At 71.0% G+C, this 19,314-nt stretch carries 21 protein-coding genes; 9 read left to right on the plus strand and 12 right to left on the minus strand.

The window, feature by feature from the left end:
* Positions 1–103 precede the first annotated feature (103 nt).
* From ACT4MF_RS10290 to tbsP, 5 genes are all read right to left on the minus strand, one after another.
* Positions 104–940, minus strand: coding sequence for an RAD55 family ATPase (locus ACT4MF_RS10290; RefSeq protein WP_099256252.1), 837 nt, complete (start codon positions 938–940; stop codon positions 104–106).
* Positions 941–1,000: 60 nt separating this feature from the next.
* On the minus strand, positions 1,001–2,002 hold the full coding sequence (locus ACT4MF_RS10295; RefSeq protein WP_444682559.1) for a beta-ribofuranosylaminobenzene 5'-phosphate synthase family protein: 1,002 nt from the start codon (positions 2,000–2,002) through the stop codon (positions 1,001–1,003).
* A 471-nt stretch (positions 2,003–2,473) separates the two neighbouring features.
* Positions 2,474–2,812 carry a cupin domain-containing protein gene (locus tag ACT4MF_RS10300; protein ID WP_444682560.1) on the minus strand — a complete coding sequence of 113 codons (339 nt, stop codon included), beginning with the start codon at positions 2,810–2,812 and terminating at the stop codon, positions 2,474–2,476.
* 85 nt (positions 2,813–2,897) lie between these two features.
* A complete protein-coding gene (locus ACT4MF_RS10305) occupies positions 2,898–4,589 on the minus strand; it encodes a YcaO-like family protein (RefSeq protein ID WP_444682561.1) in 1,692 nt (563 codons plus the stop codon).
* Between the two features lie 83 nt (positions 4,590–4,672).
* Positions 4,673–5,488, minus strand: a complete 816-nt coding sequence (gene tbsP, locus ACT4MF_RS10310) for a transcriptional regulator TbsP (protein ID WP_444682562.1) — start codon at positions 5,486–5,488, stop codon at positions 4,673–4,675.
* A 224-nt stretch (positions 5,489–5,712) separates the two neighbouring features.
* On the opposite strand from tbsP, the gene glyA reads away from it, so the two are divergent.
* From glyA to ACT4MF_RS10330, 4 genes are all read left to right on the plus strand, one after another.
* Positions 5,713–6,960 carry a serine hydroxymethyltransferase gene (glyA, locus tag ACT4MF_RS10315; protein ID WP_444682563.1) on the plus strand — a complete coding sequence of 416 codons (1,248 nt, stop codon included), beginning with the start codon at positions 5,713–5,715 and terminating at the stop codon, positions 6,958–6,960.
* A 78-nt stretch (positions 6,961–7,038) separates the two neighbouring features.
* Complete coding sequence (locus ACT4MF_RS10320) at positions 7,039–7,449, plus strand: DUF3054 domain-containing protein (RefSeq protein ID WP_099256246.1); 411 nt, start codon at positions 7,039–7,041, stop codon at positions 7,447–7,449.
* A 186-nt stretch (positions 7,450–7,635) separates the two neighbouring features.
* Positions 7,636–7,938, plus strand: a complete 303-nt coding sequence (locus ACT4MF_RS10325; RefSeq protein WP_444682564.1) for a DUF8015 family protein — start codon at positions 7,636–7,638, stop codon at positions 7,936–7,938.
* 95 nt (positions 7,939–8,033) lie between these two features.
* Positions 8,034–9,032, plus strand: a complete 999-nt coding sequence (locus ACT4MF_RS10330; RefSeq protein ID WP_099256244.1) for an ornithine cyclodeaminase family protein — start codon at positions 8,034–8,036, stop codon at positions 9,030–9,032.
* A gap of 46 nt (positions 9,033–9,078) precedes the next feature.
* On the opposite strand, the gene ACT4MF_RS10335 is transcribed toward ACT4MF_RS10330, so the two are convergent.
* From ACT4MF_RS10335 to ACT4MF_RS10345, 3 genes are all read right to left on the minus strand, one after another.
* The gene (locus ACT4MF_RS10335) at positions 9,079–9,474 is read right to left on the minus strand and encodes a hypothetical protein (protein ID WP_444682565.1); all 396 of its coding nucleotides are present in this window, start codon (positions 9,472–9,474) and stop codon (positions 9,079–9,081) included.
* A gap of 73 nt (positions 9,475–9,547) precedes the next feature.
* Positions 9,548–10,615, minus strand: coding sequence for an mRNA surveillance protein pelota (locus ACT4MF_RS10340; RefSeq protein WP_099256243.1), 1,068 nt, complete (start codon positions 10,613–10,615; stop codon positions 9,548–9,550).
* A 25-nt stretch (positions 10,616–10,640) separates the two neighbouring features.
* The gene (locus ACT4MF_RS10345; protein WP_444682566.1) at positions 10,641–11,849 is read right to left on the minus strand and encodes a DUF4013 domain-containing protein; all 1,209 of its coding nucleotides are present in this window, start codon (positions 11,847–11,849) and stop codon (positions 10,641–10,643) included.
* A gap of 308 nt (positions 11,850–12,157) precedes the next feature.
* On the opposite strand from ACT4MF_RS10345, the gene ACT4MF_RS10350 reads away from it, so the two are divergent.
* From ACT4MF_RS10350 to ACT4MF_RS10360, 3 genes are all read left to right on the plus strand, one after another.
* Positions 12,158–12,586 (plus strand): DUF8159 domain-containing protein, encoded by a 429-nt coding sequence (locus ACT4MF_RS10350; RefSeq protein WP_444682567.1) that lies wholly within the window; start codon positions 12,158–12,160, stop codon positions 12,584–12,586.
* The gene (locus ACT4MF_RS10355) at positions 12,583–13,518 is read left to right on the plus strand and encodes an alpha/beta hydrolase (RefSeq protein WP_444682568.1); all 936 of its coding nucleotides are present in this window, start codon (positions 12,583–12,585) and stop codon (positions 13,516–13,518) included. The genes ACT4MF_RS10350 and ACT4MF_RS10355 overlap by 4 nt, the downstream gene beginning before the upstream one ends.
* Positions 13,519–13,588: 70 nt before the next feature.
* Positions 13,589–13,900 (plus strand): thiamine-binding protein, encoded by a 312-nt coding sequence (locus ACT4MF_RS10360; protein ID WP_444682569.1) that lies wholly within the window; start codon positions 13,589–13,591, stop codon positions 13,898–13,900.
* 18 nt (positions 13,901–13,918) lie between these two features.
* Here ACT4MF_RS10360 and ACT4MF_RS10365 read toward each other — a convergent pair whose 3' ends face one another.
* The 3 genes from ACT4MF_RS10365 to ACT4MF_RS10375 all read right to left on the minus strand — a co-directional run bounded on the left by ACT4MF_RS10365 (position 13,919) and on the right by ACT4MF_RS10375 (position 16,832).
* Positions 13,919–15,427: an RtcB family protein gene (locus ACT4MF_RS10365; protein ID WP_444682570.1), complete on the minus strand. Its 1,509-nt coding sequence runs from the start codon at positions 15,425–15,427 to the stop codon at positions 13,919–13,921.
* A gap of 95 nt (positions 15,428–15,522) precedes the next feature.
* Positions 15,523–15,954 (minus strand): archease, encoded by a 432-nt coding sequence (locus ACT4MF_RS10370; protein WP_444682571.1) that lies wholly within the window; start codon positions 15,952–15,954, stop codon positions 15,523–15,525.
* Positions 15,951–16,832, minus strand: a complete 882-nt coding sequence (locus ACT4MF_RS10375; RefSeq protein WP_444682572.1) for a DUF502 domain-containing protein — start codon at positions 16,830–16,832, stop codon at positions 15,951–15,953. Before ACT4MF_RS10375 ends, ACT4MF_RS10370 begins: the two co-directional genes overlap by 4 nt.
* Positions 16,833–17,016: 184 nt before the next feature.
* On the opposite strand from ACT4MF_RS10375, the gene ACT4MF_RS10380 reads away from it, so the two are divergent.
* Both ACT4MF_RS10380 and hmgA read left to right on the plus strand, forming a co-directional pair.
* Positions 17,017–17,490: a GNAT family N-acetyltransferase gene (locus tag ACT4MF_RS10380; protein ID WP_099256235.1), complete on the plus strand. Its 474-nt coding sequence runs from the start codon at positions 17,017–17,019 to the stop codon at positions 17,488–17,490.
* A 183-nt stretch (positions 17,491–17,673) separates the two neighbouring features.
* The gene (gene hmgA / locus ACT4MF_RS10385; RefSeq protein WP_099256234.1) at positions 17,674–18,897 is read left to right on the plus strand and encodes a hydroxymethylglutaryl-CoA reductase (NADPH); all 1,224 of its coding nucleotides are present in this window, start codon (positions 17,674–17,676) and stop codon (positions 18,895–18,897) included.
* A gap of 25 nt (positions 18,898–18,922) precedes the next feature.
* Here the strand turns inward: hmgA and ACT4MF_RS10390 are convergent, their stop codons facing one another.
* The gene (locus tag ACT4MF_RS10390; RefSeq protein ID WP_099256233.1) at positions 18,923–19,240 is read right to left on the minus strand and encodes a DUF2250 domain-containing protein; all 318 of its coding nucleotides are present in this window, start codon (positions 19,238–19,240) and stop codon (positions 18,923–18,925) included.
* Between the last annotated feature and the right edge of the window lie 74 nt (positions 19,241–19,314).

A 19,314-nucleotide genomic window follows, 5' to 3' on the forward strand; every position in this document is an offset into this window, starting at 1 on the left:
CATCTACGCTCCGTTTAGCGGGGAGACTTAAGTAATCTGTCGCGCCGTTCTCCGGATCGATACTCGGGGACGGACTCCGGGCGTCGCTGGTACGGGTTAGGGGTCACCGGATCTTGCGCACGTCGCTGATGTCGAAGCCGCCGTCGTGGATCTCGGTCTCGAACCGGACGATGTTCTCCGACTCCAGCCGGGAGAGCACCCCGCGGAACTCGTGGACGAACATCGTTCTGGCGCGCTGCGAGCCGCCGCTCTCCCAGGTGAACTGGAGGGTCCCGCCCGCGGCGTCCATCAGCGCGCCGAACTCGCGGTCGGAGATCGAGTCGGTGTTCACCAGCACGAGGATGAGTCCGCCCCACTCGTAGGCGGCCTTCTTGAGCCCTTTCATCACCATCGCCACGTCGCTCCACTCGAGGTCGTCGTCCACCATCGAGATGAGGTCCGTCACGGAGTCGATACAGACGAGGCTGCCGTCGGCGTGCGCCGACAGGTAATCGCCGAACGCGGTGAGCACGTCCTCGTACTCGCCGCGCTCGCCCAGCTCCGTGATCGAGGTGGTCTCGTCTTCGTACCAGTCACGCGGGATCGGGCTGAGCTGGAAGTACTCGGGCGAGAGGTCCCGGAAGTTGATCCCGTCGATCGCGGCGTCGACGATCTCGTCGGCCATCGTGTACCCCATCTCCCGGGTGATCGCGTCGGTGTCGGCGGTGAAGGAGAGGTAGTGCACCTCGTCGGGGAGCGCCGCGCTGGCGTGGAGATCGCCGTAGTAGAGGTCGAACAGCTCCGCGTCGGCTCGCCCGAGGGCATTCATCGCGGCGCTGGTGTACAGGAACTCGCGCGCGCCGGCGCCGGACTCGCCCGCGAGCAACACGACGTTCCCCGGCGGCGCCCCGCCATCGAGGATCGAGTCGAGCCGGGCGACGCCGAACGGAAGACTCGGCATGTTCCGTATGGGGAGGGCGCTCCGCTTAGTGTTGTTGCTCGTTCGCCGACCGCGCTCGCCTCACTCCCGCTCTGTCACCCGCGCCCCGTCGGCGGCCGCCGCCGCGACGGAGACCGTCCCGTCGACGCCCGCCTCGGCGAGCGCCCGCTCGCCGGCGGTCGCGGCCGCGCTCGCGTTCGCGGCGTCCGTGACCCCGTACACGGTCGGCCCCCACGACGACTGCCCGGCGCCGAACACGGCCGCGGCGTCCGACAGCGACGCCACCACGTCGCCGACCGGCGGGCGGTAGACGCCCCCCTGCTCGTCGGCGTACCACGCGCCGTTCAGGCGACCGATCTCCGCGACCGCGGCGCCGAAGCGCTCCGCGTTCCCCTCCGCGATCGCCGGGAGCGCGCGCCGGGTGACGATCCCGCCGATCCGGTCGGCGAGCCCGGGCTCCGCCCGCTCGACCGCGGTCCGCATCGCGTCGTCCTCGGCGTCGCCGTTCCGACCGGGCGCGGCGTTCGGGCGCACGAGCAGGAACCGCCACTCGTCCGGGACGGCGTGGCGGGCGGCCACCGGCGGCACGGTCCACTCGCCGTCGGCCGGCCGGTCGGTGGTGAACCGCGCGGTGGGGTGGCCGGCGTCGAGCACGAACCCGCCGGCCTCGAACGTCGCGACGCCGACGCCAGAGCGCCCGCCGCGACCGAGCGCCGGCGCGCGCTCCCGGACTCGGGGGTCCCGTCCGTGGGCGGCCGCGACCCCTGCGAGCGTCGCCGCGGCCAGTTGCGTGCCGCTCCCGAGGCCGGCGTGGCGCGGAAGGGTCCGGCGGACCGCGATTCGAGCGCCGCCGACACCGAGGAGGTCGGCGGCGAGAGCGGCGTACTCGCGCACCTCGTCGCGGACGGCCGGATCTGCGGCCGACGGCTCGACCTCGACGCTCACCGCTTCCGCCCGTTCCGCGTCGACGACGACCCGCGGCTCCGCGAGTCCGAGTCCGAGGGCGCCGTACAGCCGCTCGTGCGAGAGGCTGAGGTTACAGAAGCCGAAGTGAAGCCGCGCCCCGGCGCTCACCCGTGGCATGGATGCCCCCCGCTTCGGGACGGACTGATAAAGGGTGCGTGACAGTGGCGGGCGTTGCCTCGGTACGTGGACCGTGGATAGACGCGTCGCGATTGACGCGGCCGCGTATACGCGGTTGCTGGCGGATCGTCGATGAACCCCTCCAAAGCCCCAGCCGCTCGCTTATAAGTGATCGCTGACGCCGGGTAGGCGGTGAACTCCTCCAAAGCCCCAGCCGCGAGGACTCGATGGGCTCGCTGCGCGCTTCGGTCGCTCACGTTGTTCGCTCCCTGCAGTGCTTGCGTCGCCCGTCTTCGCCCTCGCGGCTGCCCCTTTGAGTCCCACCCGCACAGCGACCGCACCTCACGCCTCCCCAGCCTCGCGGTTCGCGCTCTCCGAGCGCTCACCGCTCCCTCGCGCGTGCGATTCGCAGCCTGACGGCTGCTCACCGGCACGCGCCACCGCAAGATCTGCCACCGCCGGCCCGGACGATTACTCCTGCCAGTCCGGGTTCGTCCGCGGCGGCGAGAAGATGTCGTAGCCGACGACCGGTTCGTCGCCGTCGTTGCGCGCCGCGTGCGGCTCGCCGCCCGGGATCACGTACGTGTCGTCCGCCTCGACGACGCGCTCCTCGCCGTCGACGACGAAGGTGATCGTCCCCTCGGTGATCACGCCGACCTGCTCGTGCGGGTGGTCGTGCTCGGGGACCGCGGCGCCGGGATCGATGGCGAACCGCTGGATGCTCGTCTCCTCGCCGGCGGCGCCCTGCGTGAGAAACACGCCGTCGACCGCCTCGACAGCCTCCACGTCCGCGTCCGGAAGTACGTCCATGCGCGAGTGAGCGGCCGGGAGCGGCTTAAACCGGCCGGATGTGGCAAGCGGGCTCGACGTGTTCGCGCCCGGGCCCCCCGACGGGTCACGGGAACGGGTGGTACTCCTTCTCGAGATCGGGCTCGAACCCCATCGACCGCGGCACGTCGCCGGCGCGGTCGCCGAAGAACGGGTCGCCCGTGAACAGCGGCTGCGCGCCGGGGACGAGCACGCGGACCGCCTCGAAGCCGAGCGCGGCGAGGTCTCGGGTCGTCGTCCGCGCGACGTACGGCTCCAGCCCGACCGTCTCCACGCGCTCGACGACGGCGGCCAACTCGTCGGCGCCCGAGCGGTCGGGCTCGCCGAGCGACGCGGCGGGCACGGTCGCCTCCGGATCGAAGAACGCCCGCGTCTCCGCCGGGAAGTCGGCGTGGCGACCGATCGCCGCGCCCTGCTCGGCGGCCGCGTCGGCCCCCATCGACCGGAGTTCGACCCAGTTCTGCAGCGCCTCCGCGAGCGCGCTCCGGGCCGCGGCGGTGGGATCGAGGTCGGCGCCGGAGCCCGCCGCGAAGCGGGGCCAGTCGCCCTCGCGGTGGACGCCGACCGCGACGACGGGCACGTCGATGTCGGTCGTGACGAGGAGGGGGGTCACCGACAGCGACTCGGCGCGGGCGCGCTTCTCGAGCTCCGCGAACCCCTCGTCGTCGACCTCGATCCCGAGCGGGTCGGCCGTCGAGTACCAGCTGGTCATCGTCGCGTCGCGCTCGATGACCTCGTAGAGCCCCGACAGCGCCGCGTGCGGCCCGGAGTTGCCGAGGCCGAGCCCGGTCGTGATCGCGGGGCGATACCGATTCTCCGGCGGCGGGAAGCCGACGAACTCCGCGGGTAGGCTCGCGGCTTCGCCCGTGCCGAGGTGTTCGCCGGTCACCCACGGGAGCCGGTCCTCGCGGGCGTACGACTCCGCGCTCTCGGGGCGGACGAACGCGTCGGGAGTGACTGGGTTCGGGACGTTCGCCGCCGGCGCGCGCGTGAACGACGCCTCCCGGTACACTCCGGCGGCGTACCGCTCCAACCCCTCGCCGAGCGCCTTCATGAACGCGGCGTCCCAGCCGGCGTCGACGCCGCCGCCGAACTCGGCCGCCCGCGCGTCCGAGAACGGCGTCGTGTCGGCGACGCGCGCGACGTAGTAGGGCACGGGGAACGACTCCTGCTCGCCGACCTCCGAGAGCGGGCCGACCCGGGGGTCGACCGCCCGCTCCGCGCGGTCGACCGCGTCAGACAGCGACCGCTCTTCGCCCTCGCGGGGCAGCGCGTCGCCCGGGTCGTCCCCGCAGCCGCACCCCGGGACCGGGAAGAGGGTCCGCTCGGCGCCCGGCACCTCCGCGACCGTGTCGCCTACCGGGTCGCCGGCGAGCAGCCGGATGACGCGGCGTCCGGCCACCGCGCCGGCGTAGCGCACGGCCGATCGCCGGCCGGTCGGCGCGTCGGCCGCCTCGGCCCCGCCGCTCGCGACGCGTCGGCGGAGGCAGTCGTAGCAGGTCTCGTCGAAGGCGGTCACCGCGGCGTCGACCGCCGAGACGGCGACGCCGCCGAGCCCGCCGACCTCGATCGCGACCCAGCGGTCGAGGTGCTCGTCGGCGGTCGCGAACGTCTCCGAGCCGGCGGTGTCGATCACGACCGCGAGGTCGAACCCGTCGAGCAGCCCCACCTCGACGGGCATCACGTTCACGTCGACGTCGCCGAGCGCGGCCGAGACGGCCTCGGCCGCGGGGCCGTCGCCGACAAGTCCGATGTCCATGTCCCTTCCGAGGCGAAGGAGCGAAAAAAAGCCGCGGGTGACGGTGTCGCGACGGGCGGCGCCCACCCTTCGACGTCGGTCGGCTACGCCAGCATCTCCGCGACTTCGTCGGCGAGCGCGGCGGCGTCGAGGCCCTGGAGGCGCTCGTCGCCGAGCTTGAGCCGGAGACGGGGACGACCGACGTCGATCGGGACCTTCTCCGTGTCGATGATCCCGAGGTCCTCGAGTCGGGTCTTCGTCCGGGAGAACGTCGCCTTCGAAGCGATCCCGACGTCCTCGCCCCACTTCGAGATGTCGTACAAGAGCACGTCGTTCTTCGCGGCGACGAGCAGGGAGACGGTCACCTCGTCCAGCCCGCCGTCGTCGCCTCGGGCGGAGTTTATCGAGGCGAGCACGGCGTCGAAGTCCTCGCGGGTCGCCTCGCCGATCTCGGCCGCCATCGTCTCCCGGACCCGGCTGATCGCGGGGGTGCGGAGGCCGTACGTCTCGGCGTCGTCGAAGGCGTCGCTGTGGGTCTCGAACACCTCGTCGACGAACTCCTCGTCGTTCGAGGCGAGCGCGGCCACGTGGTCGTCGGTGCTCACGAGCACGACGACCCGCGACGGGGAGACGAACAGCGCGTTGTCGACGGCGTCGTCGAGGACGCGGAGGTGGAGCGCGCCGTCGGCGACGAGGTCTGCCGCCTTCGACGCCACGAGGAAGTCCTCCATGACGCTCTTCAGCGTCCGTTCGTCGACGAGCATCGACATCTCCGGCAGGTCGTCACGACCGATCGCCGCCTCGACCAGCGATACGATCGTCTCCGGAGAGGGGTCGACGACGAACAGCTCCTCGTCGTCCCCCTCGAACGCCGCGTCGAGGACGTTCTCGACGTCCGCCTCCAGTAAATTTGACACCATCTATCTCTCCGGATAAAAGCCAGTTGCGTATTTAATATTAACGGGATTAGGAGGGTGAACAACGGGTTATCAGCCGCCGAAACCCTCGAAAATGGGGAATACGATGTTTTCACCGATCGCCCCCGTTCCGCCCGGGTGAGACCGTGCCGGGCGGCTCGGCCGGGGCGTCGCGCGACCACCGACGTGACGCAAGGATTAATGCGTGATCGAACGGGGGTTTCTACATGGACCACGAGCACGTCCGGGAGGTCGATCCCGCGGTCGCCGACGCGCTGGACGGCGAGCGCGACAGGCAGGAGCAGACGCTTGCGATGATCGCCAGCGAGAACCACGTCAGCGAGGCGGTACTGGAGGCGCAGGGGAGCGTCCTCACCAACAAGTACGCCGAGGGCTACCCGGGCGGGCGGTACTACGCCGGCTGCGAGTACGCCGACGAGGTCGAGGAGCTCGCGATCGAGCGCGCGAAGGAGCTGTGGGGCGCAGAGCACGTCAACGTCCAGCCGCACTCCGGGACGCAGGCGAACCAGGCCGTCTACTACGCCGTCTTGGACCCCGGCGACAAGATCCTCTCGCTGGATCTGAACCACGGCGGGCACCTCTCGCACGGCCACCCCGCGAACTTCACCGGGCAGATCTACGAGGTCGAGCAGTACGAGGTCGACGCCGACACCGGCTACATCGACTACGAGGGGCTCCGCGAGGCCGCCGAGGAGTTCGAGCCGGACATCATCGTCTCCGGCTACTCCGCGTACCCGCGCACGGTCGACTGGGAGGAGATTCAGGCGGCCGCCGACGCCGTCGACGCCTACCACCTCGCCGACATCGCTCACATCACCGGGCTCGTCGCCGCGGGCGTCCACCCCTCGCCCGTCGGCGTCGCCGACTTCGTCACCGGCTCGACGCACAAGACGATCCGCGCCGGCCGCGGCGGGATCGTGCTGTGCGACGAGCAGTTCGCCGACGACATCGACAAGGCCGTGTTCCCCGGCGGGCAGGGCGGCCCGCTGATGCACAACGTCGCCGGCAAGGCGGTCGGGTTCAAGGAGGCGCTCGACCCCTCGTTCGACGAGTACGCGCAGAACGTGGTCGACAACGCCGACGTGCTCGCCGAGACGCTTCAGGACCACGGCTTCACCCTCGTCTCCGGCGGCACCGACAACCACCTCGTGCTGGTCGACCTCCGCGACTCGCACCCGGACCTGCCGGGCGGCGACGCCGCCGACGCGCTCGCGGCCGCGAACATCGTCCTCAACGGGAACACGGTCCCCGGCGAGACGCGCTCGCCGTTCAACCCGTCGGGGATCCGCGCTGGCACCGCCGGGCTCACGACCCGCGGCTTCGACGCCGCGGCGATCGAGGAGGTCGGCGACCTCATCCACCGCGTCGTCGACAACGTCGACAGCGACGACGTGATCTACGAGGTCGGCGAGCGCGTCGTCGAACTCTGCGAAGAGCACCCGCTGTACGAGTAGCGCCGCGCCGGCCGGCGGCGCCCCGACTGCCCGACCGAATCCGTACGTACAAAGTAGGGGGGGCTCCGACGGGTCGACATGGACGACTCGTCGTTCCTCGCAACACGACTCGACCGCGACGCCGCACCCCTCGCGGTCGGTGACCTGATCGCGCTGATCGTCTTATTGACGGTCGGCGCGCTCAACCACAGCACCGTCGAGTTCCTGTCTTCGAACCCCCTGTACCTGCTGGAGGTGTTCGCGCCGTTCCTGATCGGCTGGGCCATCGTCGCACCCCTGATCGGCGCGTACTCGGCCGGGGCGGTCGAGACCGCGAAGTCGTCGATCCCGCTCGTGATCCGGTCGTGGATCCCGGCCGCGGTCGTCGGCTTGGCGCTTCGCCACTTCGTCTTCCGCGGGAGCGCCGCGCCCGCGTTCGCGGTGGTCATGCTCGTTCTCGGATCGGTCGCGCTCGGCGGCTGGCGCGCGCTGTACTTCAAGCTCCGATAGGCGGTCACGTTTTTTCGAGCGGCGGTCGCGGTTACGCTTCGAGGGCCGAGCCGACACGCCGTTATTCCTCGCCTGCACCGACCTCGCTCGCATAAGTTATAGAAACGTTTGACGTGGCCTCTTGGAGAGCCACACAGAACCCCGAACAAGATTTAATAGCGATTTTGCCGTACTGTCGTATGGAGCATGACTGGGTACTACGACTACGTTCTCGGGCTCATTCCGGCGGCGTTGATCGGCGTGACAGCCGCTCTGAACCTGGTCGGACTGTCGTTGACGGCCGCGCTCCTCGGGGGCGCACTCGCCGCGGGAGCCGTCATGGCCCACGCGGTGTTCGTCAAGGCCCCAGTCACGGGCGACCCCCGCGTCCGGACCGATCGCCCCGCGGAGCGCTCTGGCGGTCGATCACGAATCGGGGGATTGCGGACCGGCCGATCACGGACTGATAGATCGCGGACTGATAGATCGCGGACCGGCGGCGCCGACTGACGGCACCCGGTCGTCGAGACGGACCGACTGACGACGGCCGCCCGCGAGTTCCGGTTCCCTATGGGATTTAGTTCCTCGCGCCCGACCGGCCCGATATGACCGACGCCCTGTTCCTGACGAGCGCCGAGGTCGACGACCTCGCCGAGCCGGCCGACTACGTCGCGGTCGTCCGCGACGCCTACCGCCAGATCGGCGAGGGCGCGCCCGCGGAGCCCCGGACGAAGCTGTTCAACCGCGATCCCCCCGGGATGTTCACCACCTACGCCGCGCTGCTGCCCGAGACCGGCGCGATGGGGGGGTACACCTACTCCGCCGGCTTCGGCGCGGGCGACGCCTGGTTCATGACGCCGCTGTTCGACGCCGAGTCTGGCGAGCCGCTGGCGCTCCTCGACGGCGCCTCGATGAACCCCTTCAAGACCGGCGCCGCGGGGGCGGTCGCGGTGGACGCGCTCGCCCGCGCCGACGCGACCGAGATCGCCGTGATCGGGAGCGGCGCGCAGGCCCGCGGTCAGCTCGCCACGACCGCGACCGTCCGCGAGTTCGAGGCGGTGCGCGTCTTCTCTCCGACCGCGGAGCACCGCGAGGCGTTCGCCGAGTCGTTCGACGACCGACTCGACGCCGACGTGTCGGCGGTCGGGAGCGCGAGCGAGGCCCTCGCCGGCGCCGACGTGGTCATCACCGCGACCACCGCGAGCGAGCCCGTGATCGACGACGGCGACGTCGAGCCCGGCACCCACGTCACCGCGATGGGGCAGTACCACCCGAAGAAGAACGAGCTCCCGCCCGAGCTCGTCGCGCGGGCGACGTACGTCCCCGACCTCCGGGCGCGGGCGGCGCAGGACGCCGGCTCGTTCCTCGCGGCGGTCGAGGCGGGGCTGATCGACGAGGATCACGTCGCCGCCGACCTCGGGGAGGTCGTCGCCGGCGATCACCCCGGTCGAACGAGCGACGACGAGGTGACCGTCTTCGACTCGGGCGGGAGCGGCGTCGAGACGGTCGCTGCCGCGCACATGCTCTACGAGCGAGCGAGCGAGGCGGGCCGGGGACAGACGATCGCCTTCGCGCCCGCGAGCGAGGCGTTGACCGGCGAGTAGCACCGCCTTCTCGCCCGATCCGCGATCTGACGGGGGTGTGGACCCCTCACCGCCGCGTCAGCGTTCCCGACGAATCGATGTCGAACGACAGCGTGTCGCTCTCGTTCCCGTCGTCCGGGTAGTAGTGGACGTGGTCCTGATCCGTCAGATCGCTGTTCTCCTCGTAGAGGCCGTACTCGACGAGGTACGGCCGTCGCTCGGCGACCGCGTCACGGACCGCTTGGCCGCCCGGGTCGACGTCGATCGCTCCCGAGAACGCTCTGGCATCGCTTCTGGAGTCGGATCCGTCCGCCCGCAACAGCGTCACCTCGACCGTGTACGGGACCTCGGAGTGGTTGAACACCGTCAGGGAGAGCATTGACGAATCGGAGACCGACCCCGAACAGCCGGCAAGCCCCACGCAGAGGGGGACCGCGCCTTGGAGGAGGGTACGCCGTCGCATGGGTGATGTGCCGCCACGACCGGTAAGTGTTTTCCGGCGCAACGGGACGCGGCCCGGTCGCCGCCAGCGTCCCTCACTGCAGTCGGTAGCGCAGGATCGCGGCGATCCCGCCGAGGTTGGAGAGCTGCTGGCCGGGGTCGAACTCCGAGGAGAAGACGACCACGTCGCCGCCCTGCTGTTCGACCGACTCGATCACCTCGTTGACGTCGATCTCCCAGTCGCCCTCGTTCTGCCGCTCCTGCCGGAGCCGGTCGTCGACCACGAGGAGGGTCTCGATCGCGCCGAACTCGGCGGCTTCGGCCACGTCTTCGGGGCCGTAGGTCGCCTTCGCGCCCTGCGCGATCTCGGCGGTGAGGTCGTCGATGAGCGTCGCCTCCCTGGCGATCCGGGTCTCCTTCTGGACCTCGTCGACCGCGCCGCGCTTGAGCACCTCGTGGACTCCGCGGTCGCCGGCGGCCGAGGTGTCGACCGTGGTGATCCGGTCGGCCAGGTCGCGGTACTCCTCTGTGATGTAGTCGAGCGCGTCCTGCTTCGTGAACCCCGGTCCCGCGAGGATCACGGCGTCGGCGTCGAGGTGCGCGAGGGCCTCGCCCAGCTCGGCGAACAGCTCCTCGCGCGGCCGCGAGTAGTCGCCCTTCCCGGTCGGCTTCGTGAACGAGGCGTACTCCTCGGTGCCGTACTGCTGGACGGTGTGGACGTAGGCGGCGCCCTCCTCCACGGTCGCGATGGCCACGTCGGGGTTCTCGGCGGCCTCGGTCGCCTCCTCCAGCCGCTCGGTCTGGTCCGGCTTGAAGTGTTTCTCCACCGTGATCTCGTCGTGTTCCTCGACGTTGATCGTGTGATGGGCGTTGAGCTGGTCCTCGCGCGAGCAGCCGACGATCACGCCCGACACGCGGAGCCGGTTGGCGAACCGGGCGAACTCCACGTCGTCGACTTCGAGCGTGACGAACAGGTGTTCGCGCTGGCCGCCGGTGTCCCGCATCTGATCGTCGTTCCGCTGTATCCGACGGGTGGTGTCGCCCTCGACGAGGTCGCCCGGTTCGAGGACGTGCGCGAGGTGCCAGAGGTCGTCGACGTTCTCGGGGACGAGCGTGAGCCGCTCTCGGCCCTCCTCGCCGTACCCCCGTTCGGAGATGCGCATACCCGACCGTCGCCCCGGCCGCGTATCAACTCTTGTCTTCTGGCTCGGCGACCTCGACGCTCCACTCGAACGCCTCGTCGGTGGCGGGCGCATTGTCGCCGCCGGGCGCCTCGTCGGTGGCGGACGTGTCGTCGGCGGCCGCGCCGCGGGCTCGATCCCCGTCGTCGGCCGCCCCGTCCCTGGCGCGCTCGTTCGACTCTCCCCCCGCCGCATACCAGTCGAACCCGCCGTCGGCCCCGAGGGCGCCACCGGAGCCGTCTGGCACGGTGCCGCCTGATACGGCGCCGTCTGGCACAGAACCGTCGACGCCGGCCCTGCCGGCTTGCCGCTCACCGATCGAGACCGACCGCCCGATCTGGACCGGCGGCGGCACTTCTGGCGTCGAATGACGCCCCCGATCGAGCGACCGATCGGCCGCTTCCGTCCGGGTCGACTCGCTCGTCTCGCTCGCCTCGCCTTCGGCTCCCGGGTCGGCGACCGACAGCGTCGCCCCCGCGCCCCGACCGTACAGTCCGTACGCGACGACGCGGACGACGAAGACGAGCCCGAGGCCGACCACGAGCGGGACGAACGGCCCCGCCAGCGCGTAGCCCGCCCCCAGCGTCGCGGCCGCGACGACCCACGCGGTGGCGTACGATCCCGACCCGGCGACGCCGGCGACCCGGCCCGGACGGAAGCCGTCGCGAAGGCGCCCGGAGGCGGCGAACGCCGCGAGCGCCGCCGGCCTGACGTACGCGAACGCGAGGAGGTACGCCATCGCGACCGTCCCGACGAGTCCGCCGGCCACACCGCCGACGGCGGCTACTCCGCCCTCACCGAGGGCACCTCGGACCGCGGTGACGGCGGGAGCGGGGTCGACGGCGCCGCTTCCGAGGATCCCGGCGGCGAGCGCCGCGAGCCCGAGTCCCAGCGCCAGCGGCGCGAGCAGGACGGCGCTCACGAGCGCGGATTTGATGCCGTCCCGGTAGAGGACGTTCCACGCGACGACGGGCGGTGCGCCGTCGGCGTTCCCGCTCTCGATGGCGGCCGCGAGGACGCGGACGAAGTAGCCGCGGGCGACGAACGCGGGCGCGAGCGCCAGCGGCGCGAGCAGGACGAGGGGCGGGAAAAACAGCGTGCCGGCGATCCACGCCGGAGTGAGGACCCACGTCAGCAGCGTCAGCACCCCGCCGACGACGAAGACGCCGCTCGTGTCCGTCGAGCGCGTCAGCGCGGTCACCGTCCCCCGAAGCATATCAGATCCTGTGACGCGACACTGATAAAGAGTAGCCGAAATCGGAGAGTCGACCGCGGACCGGAGGTCGGTTTTGGCCCGACCGATCACCGATTTCGGCCCCTCCCGAGAGTTTATATAATATCGTGGAATACTACCGAGTGGCCGCGCGGGATAATCGTGTGCCTCTGACAAAACCGATCCTGGCCGTCTCCCACGACGGCCTTCCCCCCGTCCGCGGCTCTTCAAACGAATCGTTTCTCACGCGTTGAGCGACTGCGCCGCTCGGACGCCGGTACCGATTTATCTCGCCCGGACGTGGGTCGCGTATGACCGGCGACGAGCGGACGACCGAGGTGGAGCCGACGCTCCGCAGCTACGGGATCAGCGTCGAGGCCGTCGAGGGGGGCGATCCGCTGGATCTCACGTACATGACGGCCTTCCCCGGCCGCGAGGTGCACCACGGCGAGATCGGGCGTGCGCTCAACGCGCTCCTCGACCGCGCCGAGGCCGACGCGTGGGACCCTGTCCGCGTCGAGGCGACCGTGGTCCGCTCGCCGGGCGACGTGCTCGGGACGTGGCACGCGAAGGCGACGTGGTTCGAGGCGCTCCTCTCCTACGAGATCAGCGAGACCGAGTTCTCGACGCGCGTGTTGGAGACGCTGACCCACGCTGACGAGCCCGCCGACGCCGACGGATCGGTCGCGGACAGATCGGCCGCGGACGGCGAGCCCGCCGACGCCGGGGACGAAGCGTGACCCGTCGGGACCCGGTGAACCGGGCGCAGCGACGGCTCAGCCGCCCGCCGCGCGAGCGGTTCGCCACCCGCGAGCTCGCGTTCGACGCCGACGGCGACACCTGCCGCGGCACGCTGTACCTGCCGGGCGGCGACGGCGAGGACCCGCCGGTCGTCGTGATGGCGCCGGGGCTCGGCGCGGAGCGGAGCTTCGGCTACCCGGCGGTCGCGGAGCGGTTCGCGGACGCCGGCTACGCGGCGTTCCTCTTCGACTACCGCGGGTTCGGCGCGTCGGACGGGGACTCGCAGCTCGTCGATCCCGAGGGGCAGCGCGCGGATTACGCCGCCGCGATCGACCGCGTTCGTCGGGTCGACGCGGTCGGGCGCGGGCTGGTGCTGTGGGGCGCGTCGCTGTCGGCCGCGCACGTCCTCACGCTCGCGGCGGAGCGGCGCGATCCCGACGCCGTGATCGGCGCGGTCCCGATGCTCGACGGGCGAGCGATCGCCCGGCGGCGCGGCGGGCGCTATCTCGCGCGCTCCGGGGTGGCGGGCGTCCGCGACCTGCTCGGTCACCGATTCGGTCGCGGTCGAACGGTCCCGATCGTCGGCACCGCCGAGGAGCTCGCCGCGATCACGGAGCCGGGGACGAAGCGGAAGTACCTCGATCTGGTCGACCGCGAGTCGGCGTGGCGCAACGAGACGCCCGCGCGGTCGCTGCTGGGGCTCGTCGGCTACCGCCCGGTGACGCAGCTCGACGAGATCCGAGCGCCGACGCTGCTCCTGGCCGGCACCGACGACGCGATCGTCGACAGCGAGGCCGTCGTCGACGCGGGCGAGGCGTTATCGCGCGGGACCGTCGTCACCATGCCCGCGGACCACTTCTCCCCGTTCGGCGACGACTTCGAGCCGGCGATCGGCCATCAGCTCTCGTTCCTCCGGGACGCGCTCGACTGAGGGAGCCGCCGGGGCGACTCCCGCCGCGTCGCGGTCCGATTTTAAGTGCTCCCGGCGCGGACGATCGGGCATGACCGTCATCGCGCTGTTGAGCGTCGCGCCGGTGATCGAGGAGAGCATGGCCGGCGAGGTCGCGAAGGCCGTCGCCGCGCTCGACGAGTTCGACGTGAGCTACGAGACGAACCCGATGGGAACCGTGATCGAGGCCGACGACGCCGAGACACTGTTCGCGGCGGCCGCAGCCGCCCACGACGCCGTCGACGGCGACCGCGTTTCGACGGTGCTGAAGGTCGACGACAAGCGGACGAGCGACGGGACCGCCGCGGAGAAGGTGACTGCGGTCGAGGAGCGCCTCGGTCGGGAAGCGAAGCGGGAGCGTTGACCGGCCGCTCCAACCGATCTACCCCTTGATGTTGCACACCGGGAACGTCCGCGCGACCTTGTCGCCGATGCCGAGGTCGTCGCTGACGCGGATCACCTCGTCGATGTCCTTGTAGACGCCGGGCGCCTCCTCGGCGATGGTGGCGCCGGACTGCGCCTTCACGTAGATCTGCTGGCCGGCTTCGAGGTCGTCCTGCACGTCGCCGCCCCAGAACTCCTGTTTCGCCTGCGTCCGGCTCATCAGCCGCCCGGCGCCGTGGGCGGTGGAGCCGAACGAGACCGACATCGACTCGGCGCCGCCGCGGAGCACGTACGAGCCGGCGCCCATGCTTCCGGGAATGATGACGGGCTGGCCGGCGTCGCGATACACCTCGGGTACGTCGTCGTGGCCCGCGGGGAACGCGCGGGTCGCGCCCTTGCGGTGGACGTACAGCTCCCGTTCCGTCCGGTCGACCGCCTCGTCGCCCACCGCGGGGCGGCCGTCGGCGTCGACGCCGACCTCGTGGGTCTCCTTCTTGGCGATGTTGTGCGCCACGTCGTACAGCAGTTCCATCCCGAGATCGTCGATGGGATCGGCGTCGAACACCTCGCCGAACGTCTCGCGGGCTTGGTGGGTGATCAGCTGGCGGTTCACCCACGCGAAGTTGATGCACGCGCCCATCGCGCCGTAGTACTCCTCGGCCAGCTCGGAGCCGGCGGGCGCGGCCGCGAGTTCCTTGTCGGGCAGGTCGGCGAGCAGGTCGCCGTGCTCCTTCTCGATCCGCCGGAGGTAGTCGTTGCAGGTCTGGTGGCCCAGCCCGCGGCTCCCGCAGTGGATCAGGACGACGATGCCGTCCTCGCGGAGGCCGTACTCCTCGGCGACCCCCTCGCGGAACACGTCGGTGACGCGCTGGACCTCAAGGAAGTGGTTCCCGGAGCCGAGCGACCCCATCTGGTTGCGTCCGCGGTCCATCGCCTTCTGCGAGACGTACTCCGGCCGCGCGTCGGGCCGTCGCCCCTCGTCCTCGCAGCGCGCGAGGTCGCTCTCGATCCCGTACCCCGCCTCGACCGCCCACTCGACGCCGCGTTCGAGGGCGCCCTCGATCGCGTCGGCGTCGCCGCCGATGACGCCGCCACCGCCGAGTCCGGACGGGACCGCCTCGAAGAGCGCGTCGACGAGCTCGGACTCGCGGCCGCGCACGTCGTCGTAGGTGAGGTTCGTCCGGACCATCCTGACGCCGCAGTTGATGTCGTAGCCGACCGCGCCGGGCGAGATACAGCCGGTCCGGGCGTCGATCGCGCCGACGCCGCCGACGGGGAAGCCGTACCCCTGATGGCCGTCGGGCATACACAGGGCCGGCTCGGCCATCCCGGGCAGGTGCGTGGCGTTTTTCAGCTGTTGGAGCGAGTCGTCCTCGCCGATCTCCTCCAGCAGGCTCTCGCTGGCGAGCACCCGCGCGGGGACGTTCATGTCGCCCTCGCGGGGGATCTCCCAGACGTGCTCGCGCACTTTCTCCAGCCGGATCCCGTCGAACTCGCGCGTGGTCATACCCCGGCGTTTGGCGCGGGGGGAGAAGGGCGTTGCGTCAGCGGGCGCGAGTCGGCCGGTCCCCCGCCGTCACCCGGTTCGCTCGCCGGCGGCCGTCACACGTCGAACACGACGTACGCGTACCACTCGTCGCCGCGGCGTTCGAGGGTCATCTCGGAGTACGTGACCGCCTTGATCTCTCGGGCCGCGACGGCGTCGAGGGGGACGCCGCGAGCCGTCGCCTCGGCGGTCCACGCCGCGCTGTCACCTCCCGCAGCGTCGCCCGACCGCGACACCGTACACCGGTGGTCGGCGGGGAGGACGAGCCGCACGTCGCGCTCGTAGATCAGCTGATCGAGGTAGTCGAACAGCAGCGCCTCGCGGCTCTCGGCGGTCACGGTGAACTCGAAGCGGTCTCCCTGCTCGGGGACCGCCTCGCAGCTCGCGGCGGTGAGCCCGTCGGCGACGGCCTCGAACAGCGCCGCGAGTGTCGGCGCGGTCGCCTCGACCGCCACGTCGGCCGTGTGTTCTCGGAGCGTGTGACTCATGACTCGTTCCCCCCGTCTCGGCTCGAGTGTTCGACCTCGGTTCCGGTGTCGGCCTCGGTTCCGGTATCCGTCTCGGTCTCAGTTTCGGTGTCCGTCCCGGTGTCGGTCCTGGTCTCGGTCCCGGTCTGCGTGTCGTACTCGGACCGGAACTCCGAGCCGATCCGATTCTGCGCGCCGATCCGCTTGAGCTCCTCGGGCGAGAGCCCGCCCGCGTCTGCGTCCGCTCCCTCGCCGCTGAGCGCGACGCCGCTCGTCACGATCGCCCGGATCCCCTCGTCGACCGTGAGGTCCACGTCGACGATCCGGTGTTCGGGGACGAACACGACGTGGCCGCCCATCACCGGATTCGGCGCCATGGGCATGAACAGCGACCGCATCTCGCCCCCGTCAGCCCGGTCGGCGATCGACGCCGGCGTCTCGCTCGTGACGAACGCGAGCGTGTAGCTCCCCCCGGTGGGGAACTCGACGAGGACGACGTCCCGGAAGTTGCCGGTGTCCGATTCCAGCATGGCGTCGCTCATCTGTCTGAACCCCTGGTACACCGACCCGACGCCCGGGATCTGCTCGATACCGTAGTGGGCGTACTCGACCGCGAGCTCCCCGTACCGCGTCGATTCGACGAGGATCCCGAGCACGAGGATCGACGCGACGAACACGATCGGCGTCGCGATCTCGATGGCCACCTCCCTGCTGATCGGGAGCGTCGCCGGAGGCAACACCGGCACGATCGTCGACGAGAACGCGTCCAGATAGTTGTAGATCGCGTTGAACACCACGCTGAGCACCACCAGCGTGATGACGGAGGGGACGATGACGGCGACGCCGGTGAGGAACGCGCGGCGGAGTCGCTTCCGGCCCGCCGGTGACGGGTCGATCATTACCGCATCGACGGCCGAGCGCGACAAAACGTTTCCGTCGCCGTGCGGACGGGCGCGATCGGAACGGTCACGCGAGCCACGTCCCGGCCACGAGAGTCGCGTCCCGGCCACGCGGGCCGCGTCCGACTGCAACCGTGCCCGGTGGCGGTGGAGTTATATCCTGTTGGCGTGTTAGCCTTCTGCAGTGAGCGTCAACGTGGAAAAGCGGACGGAACCGCCCGGCGAGGCCGACCACGCCACAGAGGCGTGGGAGCTCAAAGAGCGGATCCGGTCCGAAGAGGGCGTCCTCCGACAGCGGCGGGGTTTCTTCGTCGACGCCTACCGCCGCTCCACGACACACCTGCTCGTCGAGAACGACGCGGTCGTCGCGTTCGCCTCCGTGCGGCGCGACGGCTACGTCCTCTTTCTCGCGGTCCACCCCGATCACCGCGGACGCGGCCACGCCGAACGCCTCATCGCCGACGTGGCCGAGGAGAACCGGTCGGTCACCTGCCACGCCCGCACGACCAACACCGGAGCGCTCGGCTTCTACGAACACCTCGGCTTCGAGGTCGTCCGCCGGATCGACAACTACTACGAGGACGGGGGCGACGCCTACTACCTCAAACTCGGCGGCGAGTCGCTCCGCGATCGGCTCTCCGGGTTCGTCGGCCGGTAGGTCGCGTCGGTTTCATCGGTCTCGCCGGTCTCGTTGGCCGCGTCGCTCTTGTCGCTCTCGTCAGTAGGGTCGCTCCCGCCGATCGCCTGCTCTGCCACACACGCCGGTCGTGCCGAGTCGCAGACCCCCTCTAGCGCCGCCGGAACCGATAGCCATTAGCACGCGCCGGGAGGACACCCGGTCATGACCGAACCAACTCCCGCGTCGCTCGCCGACCGCGTTCGCGAGGGCGACGTGCGCTTCCACGAGCTCGAAGAGCACGCCGACGCCGACACCGCCGCGGCGGCCCGACGCCGTCTCGTCGGCGAGACGGCCGACGCGGACGTCGACGCCCTCGGGGAGTACGCGTTCGACGCCGCCGACGCCCACGGGTCGAACATCGAGAACATGGTCGGCGCCGTGCAGGTGCCGATGGGCGTCGCGGGCCCGGTCGCGGTCGACGGCGGCGCGCTCTCGGGCGAGCGCTACCTCCCGATGGCGACCACGGAGGGCGCGCTGGTCGCCTCGATCAACCGGGGGTGCTCGGTCGTCAACGACGCCGGCGGGGCGACCGCGCGCGTGACGAAGAGCGGGATGACCCGCGCGCCGGTCTTCCGGGTCGCCGACGTGGCCGAGGCGGAAGCGCTCGTCTCGTGGGTCCGGGACAACGAGGCGACACTGCGCGAGGCCGCCGAGTCGACGACGAGCCACGGCGAGCTGCTCGACGTGACGCCGTACGTCGTCGGCAACAACGTCTTCCTGCGGTTCCGCTACGACACCAAGGACGCGATGGGGATGAACATGGTCACCATCGCGACCCGCGAGGCCTGCGACGCGATCGAAGCGGAGACGGACGCCTCGCTCGTCGCGCTCTCCGGGAACCTCTGTTCGGACAAGAAGCCGGCCGCGATCAACGCCGTCGAGGGGCGCGGGCGCTCCGTGAGCGCCGACGTGGAGATCCCCCGCGAGGTCGTCGAGGAGCGGCTCCACACCACGCCGGAGTCGGTCGCCGAGATCAACACGCGGAAGAACCTCGTCGGCTCCGCGAAGGCGGGCGGGCTCGGCTTTAACGCCCACGTCGCCAACGCGGTCGCGGCGATGTTCCTCGCCACCGGACAGGACGAGGCGCAGGTCGTCGAGGGCGCGAACGCGATCACGACCGCGGAGACGACGCCCGACGGCGATCTGTACCTCTCCGTGTCGCTCGCGAGCCTCGAAGTGGGGACCGTCGGCGGCGGGACGAAGCTCCCGACGCAGGCGGCGGGACTCGACGTCCTCGGCGTCCGCGGCGGCGGCGACCCCGCCGGCAGCAACGGCGACGCGCTCGCGGAGGCGATCGCCGTGGGCGCGCTCGCCGGCGAGCTCTCTCTCCTCGCGGCGCTCGGCTCCAGACACCTCTCCTCCGCGCACGCGGATCTCGGGCGGTAGCCCGGTGAAATCCGGTCGGCTCCCGTCAGTCCGACCACGCCGCGCAGTCCTCGCGCAGCGCGTCGCGGCCGGCGTCGGTGACTCGGAAGACCTCCTCGCCTGTCACCTGCTCGACGAGCCCCGACGCGTCGAGCGCGTCCAGCCGCGACTCGACGTGGTCGACGTACAGCCCCGTGTTGCTCGCGACGAACGCCGGGTAGTCGGTCCCGGCGTCGTCGAGATACGCGAGCACCCGCTCGTCGGTGCGGGTGAGCGCGGCGCTCCGGCGCTCTGACCCGCCGTCAACCTCCTCGGACTGCGCGTCGCTTTCCGATCCGGGAGCCGGTGCGTCTGACGAGGGCATTCTATGAGTGTTAACGTGTACCAATGGTAAGAGTATTCCGGTGGTTCCCGTTCGCTGGGAGCCGTACCGGTCGC

This window comes from Halorubrum sp. FL23 (assembly GCF_052439115.2).
GTDB classification, from domain to species: domain Archaea; phylum Halobacteriota; class Halobacteria; order Halobacteriales; family Haloferacaceae; genus Halorubrum; species Halorubrum persicum.